This is a genomic window from Maribacter algicola, assembly GCF_003933245.1.
In the GTDB taxonomy this organism is placed as follows: domain Bacteria; phylum Bacteroidota; class Bacteroidia; order Flavobacteriales; family Flavobacteriaceae; genus Maribacter; species Maribacter algicola.
In genome coordinates this window covers 22,115-35,478 of sequence record NZ_QUSX01000006.1, presented here as the reverse complement: position 1 = coordinate 35,478, position 13,364 = coordinate 22,115, and the positions used below count along the sequence as shown (strand labels likewise).

Genomic DNA, 13,364 nt, shown 5'->3' with positions numbered 1-13,364 from the left:
TATTTCAATATGAAATTAAAAGGAAGGAATAAAGTTAGTCCAGACTTTAGCATGTCGTCAATGACAGATATCGTATTTCTGTTGTTGATATTTTTCATGCTAACGGCCAATTCTCCTAATGCCCTGGATTTATTATTACCAAAGGCAAAGGGAAAATCCACAAATACACAAAATGTATCCGTAAGTATTGATAAGAACTTACAGTATTTTGTGAACAATCAGAGAATAAACGGAGAGTACATTGAAATTGAATTAAAAAAGGCACTGGAAGGCCAAGAAAAACCTACGATTATTCTGAGGGCGGAAGAGAGCGTTGCCATAAAGGAGGCGGTAAACGTAATGGATATCGCCAATAGGAATAACTACAAGGTCATCTTGGCGGTGCGGCCCAACTAATGGCATTTTTAGACACGAGACACAAGAAAAAATCCTTAACACTAACAACATTGCTTTTGAGTATATTGTTGTTGGTGCTTTTCTACATTGGGCTAACGTATATGGACCCTCCAATAGAAAATGGAATTTCAGTTAATTTTGGTACTACGGATTTTGGCAGTGGACAGGTTCAACCCAAGGAACGTATAAGATCAGAGCAATTGGATACGCCTCCGGTGGAGCCTACCAAGCAAGAAGTTTCCGAAACTGTAGAAGAAGTCCCTGAAAAGGTTCAGCAAGAGGTAAAGGAAGCCCCTTCTGAAAAGGTTCTCACTCAAGAGGATGAAGAATCCATCAGGATTAAGCAAGCCCAAGAAACAAAGAGAAAGGCGGATGCCGCGGGAGCAGAGCAAAAAAGAAAAGCACAGGAAGCAGAGCAAAAAGCAAAAGCCGAAGCTGAACGGATAGCCCAACAGAAGAGGGAAGCTGAGGAACAAGCCAGACAGGAGCAAGAAGCCAAAAAGAAAAAATTGGATGAGCTTATGGGTGGACTTAATAAATCTGATGGAACGGCTTCTGGAAGTGAGGGCGATGACAACAGGGCAGGGGATAAAGGCAGTCCAGACGGTGATCCTTATGCTACTAGTTACTATGGTAGCCCAGGTTCGGGTAGCGGAACAGGAGGGTACGGCTTAAACGGTAGGTCTTTGGTAAGTAAGGGAAAAGTACCTCAAGAATGCAATGAGTCAGGTCGAGTGGTAGTGCAAATTTGGGTTGATAAGAATGGAAATGTAATTAGGGCAGAACCAGGTGTGAAGGGTACAACGAATACAGCAAAGTGTCTTTTGGAACCTGCCAGAAAAACGGCCTTTATGCACAAATGGAACCTTGATTCCAATGCCCCAAGTCAACAAGTCGGATTTGTAGTAGTGAACTTTAAATTAGGGGAGTGACCTATCAGGAAACCTTGGATTGGATGTTCGATCAACTTCCAATGTATCAGCAAAAAGGTAAGATTGCATTTAACAATAAATTGGATGGTATTCTCGAATTTTCAGAATTTCTGGGAAATCCACACAGGAATTTTAAGAGTATCCATGTAGCTGGAACTAATGGCAAAGGGTCCAGTAGCCATATGCTGGCATCCATACTTCAGGAAGCAGGTTATAAGGTAGGTCTTTATACTTCGCCCCATCTTAAGGACTTCAGGGAACGTATTAGGATCAATGGAAAACCGGTGACCAAAGCCTTCGTAAAAAAATTTATTTCCGACAACAGGGACTTTTTTGATAACCGTCATTTATCTTTCTTTGAGATGACCGTAGGGATGGCCTTTAGGTATTTTTCCCAGCAACATGTGGATATTGCCGTGGTTGAAGTAGGACTGGGAGGAAGATTGGACTCTACGAATATCATCACACCGGAAATTTCCTTGATAACGAATATCGGCTTTGACCATATGGATATGCTGGGGGATACCCTTCCTAAAATCGCTTTTGAGAAAGCAGGAATCATCAAGGCAAATGTTCCTGTGGTCGTTAGTGAGTATCAAGATGAGACCGCTCCGGTATTTGTAGGCGTAGCCAAAGAAAAAAATGCCAAATTGATATTTGCGGACCAAGAAATTTCCGAAACGTACAAGACATCTTTAAAAGGAAAATATCAAACTAAGAACATCAAAGGTGTTTTGGCGGTCATTGCGGCGTTGCCAAATTTTAACGTTCATAAGGAACATATTGCGAAAGGATTACACAAGGTTATCGAAAATACGGGCCTGATGGGTCGCTGGCAACAATTGGGACAAGCGCCAAATATCATATGCGATACGGCACATAACAAAGAGGGCTTGAAATTGGTAATGGAGCAGTTAGGGGATGAAGCCTATGATACTTTGCATATAGTTCTTGGTTTTGTAAAGGAAAAAGATTTAAAATCGATTCTTGCCATGTTTCCCACCCATGCGATTTATTACTTTTGCAAACCAAATATTTCACGAGGTTTGCCTGCTGATATCTTAATGGAAATGGCCAAGGAACATAATTTAAAAGGTGAAGTTTTTAAGGATGTCCCAAAGGCTTATAACGCTGCAAAACAAGCAGCTAATACATCAGATTTTATTTTTGTAGGGGGCAGTACTTTTGTGGTTGCCGAAGTTCTTTAAATTTTTTATTTTTTTCTTTTGGAGTAAACAAAACTATTCTATATTTGCACTCCTTTTGGGGCTCTTAGCTCAGTTGGTTCAGAGCACCTGCCTTACAAGCAGGGGGTCACTGGTTCGAATCCAGTAGGGCCCACAGATTAATAAAACCCGTACTTTTTAGTGCGGGTTTTTTATTTTTGAATGAATCATTTTATAATAGTTTCTACTTACTGATTTTTTAGAAAATTATTTCCATTTGGGGGTTGCTCGAAATAAATTCCTTTGCTATGTTCTTATCTACGGATGTATGCCACAGATATACTCGTTTTAGGCTTGGAATTTTGGACAGGTCTTGCAGACAGTTTTCTGAAACATTAGATCCATATAGATTAATACTTTCTAAATGCCGGAGGGTTGAAAGTTGTTTTATTCCCGCATCGGTAAGTTGCGTTCTTTCCAATTCCAGCCTTGTGAGATTCGGGAATTGGGAAATATAGTTGAGTAGGTCATCGGTAATATTACTTTTTGCCAATGAGAGCCAAGTAATATGATCGGCCACATCAATTAGAGACTTGATTTTTTCTTCGGTCAGACTTTGGTCGTTGTATTTTATATCCAACAGGTTATTATCTTCCCCAAGCTTTTTTACAGAAAATCCCTTATCAATGAGCTTGGTTATCAGTACCGAATCCGCCCGATTGATCTTTACCGATTCGTACCATGGTTTTGGGGTCGTATTGATTCCATATGTTTTTGCCAATACTGATTTTATAGGAGTCAAGGCTTCTCCTTCTTCAATTTTCATTTTAAAATCAGCACCATTGGCAATCCACCAATCAATTAATCGAATTTCCGAATAGGTGAGAGGTGCCCCCACGGGAGGCATGTATTTTTTACTTTTTTGGGATAGCGTTACCCTGTTGAAAACTTCACTTTCAGAAGCATTTCCAGCAATCAGAACCGGCCCGTTTTCCCCACCCAAAATCAGTGAATCTGGGTGTTCCATATTCAAGAATCCCCTTTTTTCGACGGAATTGTGGCATGCCCAACACTTTTCCATAAATATTGGCTCAATTAAATCCTTATAAACGAATATCGAATCCTGGTTGGTGAAATCGGTTTTACTAATTTCTTCCTTTGTCTCTAGCTTGTTTTTAATGAAGGATGGAGCATATTCCAAAAGATAATCCGGACCGTGGGTCAGGGTGCCCCCCAAGTGTCCTTCAATGAAAATCAACAAAAGGACAAGTGTGTTTATAGTGGTTTGAATACCAACCGAATAACGTTCCCAGTTTTTTTTAAGCCACCATCCTATAAATGCGAGTACAACCAGGGAAACTCCCAACCATCGATGGAAAAACAAATCGCTTTCCAGATATAAACCGCTATCGCTCAACCACCATCCAGAGATGATGGACACCAAACCTCCAAAGCTTCCCAATAACCAAGCATATCCAATTAAATGACCAAGATTCCTTCCTTTGAGTCGTTGATACCATTCCATTAAAATGGCCAGCAAAAGAAATCCAATGGGCAAGTGCACCAGTACAGGATGAAACCGACCCAAAAAATAGGTAAAGTCCGAAGTAAGGAAAAGCATCATTTTGTAATTGGGGTTTAAACCCTGTGAAGTTTAATTGGATACGTTTTTCCCGAAGCCCATTGCGGAACATAGAGATTACCGTCATCATCGATTAGAACGTCGTGCGGATTTCTAAAGGTAGTGCCGTCATATTCGGGTTCTACCAGCACATTGTTCATGTATTGTGGAGCACTACCGCCAGGTAAGGAGACTACCTTGTTTTCAGCGTCCAAAACGGCTAGCATACCGTCCCAAGAATCCCAGGTCTTGGTCACTATGACTGCAAAATAGATATTATTGCCATGAATAACCGGCCTACAAATAGAGCATCCAGGTAATTTGATTGTCTCAAGATGTTTTCCATCCAAAGAGAACCTTTTGAATTCCTGACTCGCCCTTGAAGTGATTAATAGTGTTGGGTTGGAGCCGTCCCTTGTATCAAGGGTAATTCCGTGGCAACAATTAAATTCGCCCGGCCCGTTACCGCTTCCCCCAAAATGGTTTAAGTACTCGCCATTCTCGTTGTAATGGATGATGTAGTTTTCCCCATATCCATCGGCCACGTAAAATTCTCCATTGGGTAAAATGGTCGTTTCGGTGGGTTTAAATTGCTCATCACTTTGGTAACCCGATACTTCCTTGGGCCGCTCAAGTGTCATTATAATATTACCATCCAAAGTTGTTTTATGTACTTTATGGGTTTCAGGATCGGTTATAAAAAGAAATTGGTCACTACCCTCTCCCGCTATTGAAAGTCCATGGGCTCCTGGAAATTCCCTTCCCCATGATTTCAATACCTTACCAGATCTGTCATAAACAATAATATTATCATTATTGGAGCCGGTAGTTGTCATCAAAATGCTGCCCTGGCTGTCCATCACCATTTCATGGCAGTCATTTACGGGTACTTTGGATGGGTCTTGTACTCCCCATTCCCTATCCACCTGATAGGTGAAATCACCATGTCCAACAATACCGTCCATATATTTTCTGGATTTTAGAATACCGAAAGTTTCCTTAGGTACGATTATGCCTGCAGTAGTAGCGGCAAGCGTTTTTTTTATAAATATTCGTCTCTTATTTTTCATATACCGATATATTTTAGGCCAAAATTTCCTTTACAACCTCTCCATGTACGTCCGTAAGGCGATATCTTCTTCCTTGGAATTTAAACGTTAAGCGTTCATGATCTATTCCCAATAAATGCATTACGGTAGCCTGAAAGTCATGAATGTGAACGGGCCGTTGTGTAATGTTGAACCCAAAATCGTCCGTGGCACCTAGGGTCATTCCTCTCTTTATTCCAGCTCCTGCCATAAAAATCGTAAAGCATTTACCATGGTGGTCCCTGCCAAAATTCGTTGCCGTTAATTGGCCTTGGGAGTAATTGGTCCGTCCAAATTCTCCTCCCCATATAACCAAGGTGTCTTCAAGCATCCCCCTTTGTTTAAGGTCGTTTATCAGGGCTGCCGTTGCTTGGTCGGTATCCTTGCACTGTCTTTTTAGGGCGCTGGGCAAATTTCCGTGTTGGTCCCATCCTTGGTGGTATAATTGTATAAACTTGACATCCCTTTCTGCTAACCTTCTTGCCAATAAGGCGTTAGCTGCAAAAGTTCCTGGAATTTTACTGTCCTCGCCGTACATATCATAAATATATTCAGGCTCGTCTGAAGTATCCATAATTTCGGGAACGGAGGTTTGCATTCTAAAGGCCATTTCATATTGAGCCATACGTGCCATTATTTCCGGGTCCCCGATATCCTTTTGGTTCAATTGTTCTAACTTTTGTAGGTAATCCAATTGCTCCCTTCTTCCTTGGGAATCCACACCTGGCGGATTTGTTAAGTAAAGCACGGGATCTTTTCCTGCCCTAAATTGTACACCCTGGTGCTGTGAAGGCAGGAATCCATTGCCCCATAATCTGGAATATAACGGTTGTCCCCCCGTTTTTCCTTTGGTCACGAGTACTACAAATTCTGGAAGGTTTTTGTTGTCCGTACCAAGACCATAACTAAGCCATGAGCCCATGGAGGGCCTCCCCGGTAATTGGGAACCTGTTTGCATAAACGTAATGGCCGGATCGTGATTGATGGCCTCCGTATACATGGATTTGATAAAGCATAAATCATCCACTATCTTGGAAGTATGCGGCATTAAATCAGTCATCCAAGCCCCACTGTCCCCAAATTGATTGAAAGTAGATAAGGTACCCGCCAAAGGCAGGGAGGCCTGGCCAGACGTCATCCCGGTCAAACGTTGGCCCCCGTGTACACTATCAGGTAAATCCTGACCTTGCATCTTGTTCAACAGGGGTTTGTAATCAAACAGGTCCAATTGGGACGGGGCCCCACTCTGAAAAAGGTAAATGATTCGTTTGGCCTTGGGCGCAAAATGTGGTTGACCCAAAATCCCTCCGCCATTTGCGAAATCTTTTTGGACTGTTTTTGGGGTATTTCCAAAAAGCAATGAGGAGTCCATCAGCGAACCAAGGCTAAGTGCTCCCATGCCCAAAGATGTCTTGGTCAAAAAATCCCTTCGTGTATAATTTTTATTATGGTTGTTGCACATAACTATTTGGATTATCTTTTGGTATATGCCTCATCATGGTTCAATAAAGTATTGGTCACCATGGTGAGGGCGGCGGTTTTTGTAATGTCCAGAGAATTATCGACAATTTTTTCCCCAACGGACAATAGTTTTGTTGCTTCAGTCGGATTTTTCTGAAACCTCTTTTTTTGCTGTTCGTAAAACTCCTTTAACAATTGTAATTCTTCTTTTTTGGGCCTTCGGCTCGTCGCAAGTCGAAATGCATGGGTTATTTGTTTATCCAAAGTATCCCCGGCTTCCTTTTGAATCCTTTCTGCCAAGACCCTGGATGCTTCAACAAACTGTTTGTCATTTAATAGGACTAAGGCCTGTAACGGGGTGTTGGTATTTTCCCTGGATATGGTGCATACCTCTCTGGATGGGGCATCAAAAGCTATCATGGCCGGATGGGGCTGTGTGCGTCGAACAAACGTATAAAGGCTCCTACGGTACAGGCTATCGCCTTTGGTCTCTTTGTACCGCATCAGTTCATGCGAAAAGCTTGTTTTTTCAATCCATAGATCGACGGGTTGGTACGGTTTTACACTTTTCCCGCCAACCGTTGGTACCAATAGGCCACTGGCTGCCAATGCATTGTCCCGTATTAGCTCCGCAGGTAACCTGTAGGTATTGCTTCTTGCCAGATATATGTTTTCAGGATCATTTTGCCACAGTTCCTCAGATACCTTGGAAGTTTGCCTATAGGTATGTGACATCACCATTTTTTTTAATAATGCCCTTACATCCCAATCACTGTCCATAAAGGAAATGGCCAACCAATCCAATAGTTCCGGATGACTGGGTAGCGACCCTTGTACACCAAAATCCGTAGGAGTGTCCACCAATCCTTTCCCAAAAAGTAGTTGCCAGTATCTATTGACCGTTACCCTGGCGGTCAAAGGGTGTTCTTTTGAAAATAGCCATTTTGAGAGGCCCAATCTATTTTTTGGCAAATCATCCGAAAATTCTGGTAAAATGGATAAGGTATTCGCCTCGACCTCTTGGGTGGGTTGGTCATAATTTCCACGGTCATACAAAAAGGCTTTCCTTTTTGTGGGTATTTCTTCCATAACCATTACCTCCATGACAGGTTCCATGGCTGTTAACCAATCTGCTCGTAACGTTCTTAATTCCTTTTCCAGGTTTTGAACTGCATCGGATTGCTGTATCCAATATGTCTTGTCTATTGGAGGTGTGTCGGTTTCGTTTTGTAACGAGGCCAATCTTTTTATTTCAATAGGGGATAGGCCTCTATTAAATAATCGGATTTCATCAATTTTCCCTAGAAAAATCCCATTCTCTCCTGTAAAACTCCTGTAGCTTTTAGCCACCCTTACTGGAGCATGGTAAGCGGAATGATCTCCGCTTCGTATTGTCCGGATGCTTTTATACAAATTATCGAAAACTATTTCTGAATCTGTTTCTTCACCATTTATAAACAGGTTGAGGTCTTTTGCTTTTGATGATCCTGTATAGGTGAAGGCCACATGATTCCATTCGTTAGTTTTGATGGAATCCTTGGACCTAACATGAATATAATTATGGGGCTGGGAGTGTATGAGTCTGGCGTTAAGCCGATTGGACCCATCCAGGTAAAAATCCCAACCGCGCCAAAAGTTGTTTTTGTCCCCGGATGTACCCATGATGGTCTGGGTTTTGGCCGAATCCCTTTTTGTGGTTTGGATCCATAGACTTCCCGAAAAGGAATCCATCCATTCAAAATTTGGAATATTGTGAAGATATAATTCGTCATATTCCCCATTGAAAAGAAAGGCATTGCCTTTTATGCCATCTACTACTTTTGGGGCCTCCCTTGTGGTAGCATTCTTATTTTGGTCGGCAATATGACCTTTATTGGAGTTAGCAAGCTTGTCCAAAGGATAGTAATCCAATTTTCCATTTTCAATGAATGAATCAGGTAAGGTTTTAATATATTCCTCAAGTTGGGCGAGTTCATCTTTTGTTAGTCCGAGCTCCTTTTCCTTTTTGGCAATTTCATTTTGGAGGTCGTTCAACTTGGCCTCCGTATTTTTATTGGGGAGAGCAAGCATAGGCCCATAATTACCATCGTCGCCGGTCATTCCCAATTCCTTTACATTATTAAAGAAAGCCGACATTTCAAAGTAGTCCTTCTGGCTTATGGGGTCGAACTTATGATCATGGCATCTTGCACAGGCTACGGTAAGTCCCATAAAAGCGGTGGAAACGGTTTCCGTGCGGTCAAAGACATAGTTCAGCCTAAATTCTTCCTCGATAGCACCACCCTCAGCGGTCATTGGATGATTTCTATTGAACGCGGTGGCCAATTTTTGCTCTCTTGAAGGATTGGTGAAAAGGTCACCCGCCAATTGCCAAGTAACAAATTGGTCGTAAGGCATGTTTTCCTTAAAAGCGTTTATGACCCAATCCCGCCAAGGCCACATCAAACGTGCACCATCGGCGTGTAGTCCATGAGAGTCGGCATATCTAGCAAGGTCCAACCAGTCCAAGGTCAACCGTTCTGCATGTGCATCGGTTTGAAGCAACCTATCCACTACTTTTTCATAGGCATCATCACTTGGGTCCTTCAAAAAAGCATCGATTTCCTCAATAGTGGGAGGAAGGCCCGTTAAATCCATGGTTACCCTTCGGATCAATTTTTCCTTTTCGGTCTCTGGTAAGGGAAAAAATTTTTTAGTTATAAGTTTTGCCTGCACAAAACCGTCTATTTCATTTTGGTACGGCCAATCCTCGTTTATCCGTGAAGGAACGGCTTGTTTCATTGGTTTGAGAAACGCCCAGTGTTTTTTCCACTTGGCTCCTTGTTCTACCCATTTGATCAATAGGGCCTTCTCTCTTTTTGTAAGTGATAGGTTTGACTCCGGAGGAGGCATTTGAAGTTCTGGGTCGTCACTTAGGATTCGTTGAATACATTCGCTATCATCCGGATTTCCTCTCACGAATGCGGTATTTCCCGATTGAAGTATCTGAAATGCGAATTCCTCAATATCCAATCGCAATCCTGCTTTTCGGGTATTTTCATCCGGACCGTGGCAAGCATAGCACCGATCTGACAAAATTGGTTTTACATGGTAATTGAAGTCTATATTTTCAGGTAGGTCCGTATATGCAACCTCTAGTTCTTCCGGAAGATTGTACTTGCAGCCACTAAGCAACAAGGCAAGAACGAAGTATCCGAAATACTTGAAATTCATCTAAATAGGAATCGAGGTTACTCCTTTAAATGTACACTTTTTTTTGAAAAAACATTGAACGAAGTTTGGTTTGGATTCCAAAGTTTGGACTAAATGGATTTTTTAATTTTATACAAATTGGATTTTATTCCTTTATCTAACTAAAATTTAGTAGTATTTTAGCCCTCCAAAATGGGATATTAGCTCAGTTGGTTTAGAGCGCTGCCTTGACAGGGCAGAGGTCACTGGTTCGAATCCAGTATATCCCACTTACTTTTTTAGTGTAAAGGGCAAAAGTCTTTTAGATGAGTTCCAGAATTCTTTCCAAGGCCATGCCTCTGGAACCTTTAATAAGGAAGGTGGAATTTGGGAGACTATATTTCGTAAGGTGGTTTTTCAAATCATCGAACGATTTCATTTTTTTGAATCCACTTTTCACTTCATAGAAATTTTGGCCAATCAGAAATACATTATCAAAATCAAGTTCTTTGGCCAAATCCGCTATTTTTTGATGCTCTTCATGTGCGCTTTCACCAAGCTCGAACATATCGCCCAAAAACAATACTTTGGTACCACCTTCAATTTTTGTAAAATTTTGAATTGCGGCGTACATGCTTGTCGGGTTAGCGTTATAAGCGTCTAGAACTATTTTTAGTCCGTTTTTTTCAATAATTTGAGACCTGTTGTTTGAAGGTACGTACTCTTCCAGCCCTGCTTTAATTTTATCCAAGTGCACATTGAAATATTTGCCCATGATGACTGCTGCGCAGCAGTTGGTGAAATTATATTCGCCTATGAGCTGGCTACCCATGATGGTATCTTCAACCGATATAACGACAAAGGGATTCGCTTCCACCAACCTAATTTGATAATATTTAGTGTCAGAGGTGCTAAATCCATATTTGTTAATATAATCCTTGAGCTTTTCTTTTTGGATGGGGTCATCGGCATTCATAAACACTCCTTTTTCATTTGCAATCAGGAAGTCATATAATTCGCTTTTTCCCTTAATAACGCCTTCTACACCACCAAAGCCCTCCAGGTGCGCCTTGCCAAAGTTGGTTATATATCCAAAGTCAGGTTCCGCTATGGAACAAAGAAATTCAATTTCCTTTTGATGATTGGCTCCCATTTCCACTATGGCAATTTCCGTATCCTCTTTTATGGAAAGTAATGTTAGTGGCACCCCTATATGGTTGTTGAGGTTGCCGGAAGTGGCTATCGTCCTATATTTTTTTGAAAGCACGGAATTAATTAGCTCTTTGGTGGTAGTCTTGCCATTACTGCCAGTAAGACCTATTACCTTTGCCTTGGAAGACCTTCTATGGAAAGTCCCTAAGTTTTGAAGTGTTTTTAATACATTTTCCACTAGAATTTTTTGCTTCCCTGTATGCTTCTCCTCATCAATAATGGCATAGGCAGCTCCTTTTTCCAAAGCTTGGTCCGCATATTCGTTTCCATTGAAATTATCGCCCTTCAGGGCAAAGAAGAGGTCTCCTGGTTTTATTTTTCTGGTATCGGTGCAGACCCTGGGATAGTTCAAAAAGACTTGGTGCAGTTCATCTATTTTCATGAAACCGAAGATAAAAAAAAAGCCCTTTTTATAAAGGGCTTTTGTCTTATTTGGAAAGTAAAAAATACTATTTAGCTTTTTTTCCTCTTACCGTTTTGTTTTTTGTTTTGGATTTGGAACCTACTCTTGACATGGCACATCTAAAGCCGATATAATCCGTTGCCATATATTGGGGCAAGTACCTTCTTTGTGCTGGATCTAACCAGTACGCCCTATCTCTCCATGAGCCTCCTTTATAAACCCTTACTTCGTCATTGATCAAGGAAGTTCTATTGTTTGATTGGTCGTACTGTCTAACAAGGTTGCCAGAAGAATCTCTTTCCACTTTGTGTTTTGGTGAATTGTACATGGCCTGTTTATCAGTCTCTTCCTCATCACTAAATCTGTCAAAGAATCTGGAAGATCCCGGATCGCCGTCCCTGTAGCCTCTGTTGTCACTTGAGGAGAAGTTGGTCCTCAAATAAGTTTCCTCTTCGTCAACAGGTACCATCTTGATTTCACCAGGTAGGTTAACTGCAACAACTTTTCCATTGGGCAACGTATCGAAAACGATGGAATCTTGCAAGATATTTACCTTTCCGTCCTCACCTATGGCAGTTTTCATATAAATATTTCCTCTATAGTAGTTGAAATCGCTTATTTCGTCGTCCACTATGGGTCTGTATACATCGGCTACCCACTCCGCAACGTTCCCGGCCATATCATATAGCCCTAAATCGTTTGGCTTGTAGGACATAACCTCGGCAGTGATATCGGCGCCGTCATCGGACCATCCCGCAATTCCACCGTAATCACCTTTTCCTTGCTTGAAGTTCGCCAACTGGTCACCGCGACCTACTCTTTGTCCGTTTCTGGTATAATCACCTTCCCAAGGATACTTTTTTCTACCTCGGTAGTTGTTGTATTCCCTTTGTCCAACTTGCGCCTGCGCCGCATATTCCCACTCTGTTTCCGTAGGAAGTCTATATTCCGGCATGATGATACCGCTGCTTCTTTTGGCAAAAGTAGATACACTATCTTTTTTCATTTTCCCCTGTAGGGAATCAATTTGACCATTGTAAACAGATTCTGGTCTGTTCAAGTAAGCTTCCGTGCTAAAAGTGCCGGCAACTTCACCGTTAAGTGCTTGGTATTTGGCATCTTTGGCCAGATAGCCTTCCCTTTCCAGCATAGCTTCGTTTACACGGTCCGTTCTCCATTCCGCAAATTGGGTAGCTTGAATCCAATTTACACCAACAACGGGATACTCTGCATAGGCAGGGTGTCTTAAGTAGTTATTGGTCATTGTTTCGTTGAATCCCAGTCTGTTTCTCCAAACCAAGGTATCCGGTAGGGCACCTTTATAAATGTTTGCATACTTGGGATTTTCTGGTGGATAAACACTTTTAAGATAATCCAAATACTCCAGATACATGACATTGGTTACTTCGGTCTCATCCATGTAAAAGGATTGAACATGCTGCGAAGTCGGGGTGTTGTTCCAATCATGCATCACATCATCCTGTACCTTTCCTTTGGTAAATGTTCCACCTTCAACAAATACGAGGCCAGGAGCCGTTTCTTGCTCTTTGAAGTCAGTATTGTATTGAAAACCACCTTCCTTTTCATTTATCTTCCAACCTGTAGCTCTAGACACATTTTTGGAGGATGTAGATTTGGAACAGCTGGTAACTGTAAAACCTCCCGCAATTACGGTGCATGAGAGTACAACTTTAATAAACTGTTTTTTCATAATTAGGACTTGAGTTCAATCTGTTTAAACTAATAGTTCGATAGTCTAATTTGATTTGGATTTTAATTAAATTTTATCGCTTTTGCTGGTTAAAACGATGTTTTGATTATTATATTTTATCGATTAAAATATTTTTGGCGATTCCGGCATGAAAATATTTTTGATAAGAATTTTGTTCTATAGATGGATAACGCAGCAAATAA

At 41.4% G+C, this 13,364-nt stretch carries 9 protein-coding genes and 2 tRNA genes; 5 read left to right on the top strand and 6 right to left on the bottom strand.

All coding sequences use genetic code 11. The annotated features are described in order from the left end of the window. Nucleotides 1–9 precede the first annotated feature (9 nt). From DZC72_RS17585 to DZC72_RS17570, 4 genes are all read left to right on the top strand, one after another. Nucleotides 10–396: an ExbD/TolR family protein gene (locus DZC72_RS17585; protein WP_094997637.1), complete on the top strand. Its 387-nt coding sequence runs from the start codon at nt 10–12 to the stop codon at nt 394–396. Then, the gene (locus DZC72_RS17580; protein WP_125224229.1) at nt 396–1,328 is read left to right on the top strand and encodes a cell envelope integrity protein TolA; all 933 of its coding nucleotides are present in this window, start codon (nt 396–398) and stop codon (nt 1,326–1,328) included. The genes DZC72_RS17585 and DZC72_RS17580 overlap by 1 nt, the downstream gene beginning before the upstream one ends. Beyond that, nucleotides 1,325–2,536 carry a bifunctional folylpolyglutamate synthase/dihydrofolate synthase gene (locus DZC72_RS17575; RefSeq protein ID WP_125224228.1) on the top strand — a complete coding sequence of 404 codons (1,212 nt, stop codon included), beginning with the start codon at nt 1,325–1,327 and terminating at the stop codon, nt 2,534–2,536. Before DZC72_RS17580 ends, DZC72_RS17575 begins: the two co-directional genes overlap by 4 nt. A gap of 58 nt (nt 2,537–2,594) precedes the next feature. Beyond that, nucleotides 2,595–2,669 (top strand) — tRNA-Val (locus tag DZC72_RS17570). 84 nt (nt 2,670–2,753) lie between these two features. On the opposite strand, the gene DZC72_RS17565 is transcribed toward DZC72_RS17570, so the two are convergent. From DZC72_RS17565 to DZC72_RS17550, 4 genes are read right to left on the bottom strand one after another with little or no spacing between them, the layout of a single operon-like run. Further along, on the bottom strand, nt 2,754–4,118 hold the full coding sequence (locus tag DZC72_RS17565; RefSeq protein WP_125224227.1) for a c-type cytochrome domain-containing protein: 1,365 nt from the start codon (nt 4,116–4,118) through the stop codon (nt 2,754–2,756). 14 nt (nt 4,119–4,132) lie between these two features. After that, entirely contained in the window at nt 4,133–5,185 is a 1,053-nt protein-coding gene (locus DZC72_RS17560) for a 6-bladed beta-propeller (RefSeq protein WP_125224226.1), read from the bottom strand. Nucleotides 5,186–5,198: 13 nt separating this feature from the next. Beyond that, complete coding sequence (locus tag DZC72_RS17555) at nt 5,199–6,665, bottom strand: DUF1501 domain-containing protein (RefSeq protein WP_165869346.1); 1,467 nt, start codon at nt 6,663–6,665, stop codon at nt 5,199–5,201. An 11-nt stretch (nt 6,666–6,676) separates the two neighbouring features. After that, nucleotides 6,677–9,877 carry a DUF1553 domain-containing protein gene (locus DZC72_RS17550; protein ID WP_125224225.1) on the bottom strand — a complete coding sequence of 1,067 codons (3,201 nt, stop codon included), beginning with the start codon at nt 9,875–9,877 and terminating at the stop codon, nt 6,677–6,679. Between the two features lie 173 nt (nt 9,878–10,050). On the opposite strand from DZC72_RS17550, the gene DZC72_RS17545 reads away from it, so the two are divergent. Then, nucleotides 10,051–10,125: transfer RNA gene (locus tag DZC72_RS17545), tRNA-Val, on the top strand. 32 nt (nt 10,126–10,157) lie between these two features. Here the strand turns inward: DZC72_RS17545 and DZC72_RS17540 are convergent. Further along, the gene (locus tag DZC72_RS17540) at nt 10,158–11,429 is read right to left on the bottom strand and encodes a UDP-N-acetylmuramoyl-tripeptide--D-alanyl-D-alanine ligase (protein WP_125224224.1); all 1,272 of its coding nucleotides are present in this window, start codon (nt 11,427–11,429) and stop codon (nt 10,158–10,160) included. A 67-nt stretch (nt 11,430–11,496) separates the two neighbouring features. Next, nucleotides 11,497–13,161, bottom strand: a complete 1,665-nt coding sequence (gldJ, locus tag DZC72_RS17535; protein WP_125224223.1) for a gliding motility lipoprotein GldJ — start codon at nt 13,159–13,161, stop codon at nt 11,497–11,499. Nucleotides 13,162–13,364 lie beyond the last annotated feature (203 nt).

Coding starts and splice junctions, on each gene's coding strand:
- DZC72_RS17550 (WP_125224225.1), bottom strand. CDS start 9,877: ATGAATTTCAAGTATTTCGGATACTTCGTTCTTGCCTTGTTGCTTAGT.
- DZC72_RS17555 (WP_165869346.1), bottom strand. CDS start 6,665: ATGTGCAACAACCATAATAAAAATTATACACGAAGGGATTTTTTGACC.
- DZC72_RS17580 (WP_125224229.1), top strand. CDS start 396: ATGGCATTTTTAGACACGAGACACAAGAAAAAATCCTTAACACTAACA.
- DZC72_RS17560 (WP_125224226.1), bottom strand. CDS start 5,185: ATGAAAAATAAGAGACGAATATTTATAAAAAAAACGCTTGCCGCTACT.
- DZC72_RS17565 (WP_125224227.1), bottom strand. CDS start 4,118: ATGATGCTTTTCCTTACTTCGGACTTTACCTATTTTTTGGGTCGGTTT.
- DZC72_RS17540 (WP_125224224.1), bottom strand. CDS start 11,429: ATGAAAATAGATGAACTGCACCAAGTCTTTTTGAACTATCCCAGGGTC.
- gldJ (WP_125224223.1), bottom strand. CDS start 13,161: ATGAAAAAACAGTTTATTAAAGTTGTACTCTCATGCACCGTAATTGCG.
- DZC72_RS17585 (WP_094997637.1), top strand. CDS start 10: ATGAAATTAAAAGGAAGGAATAAAGTTAGTCCAGACTTTAGCATGTCG.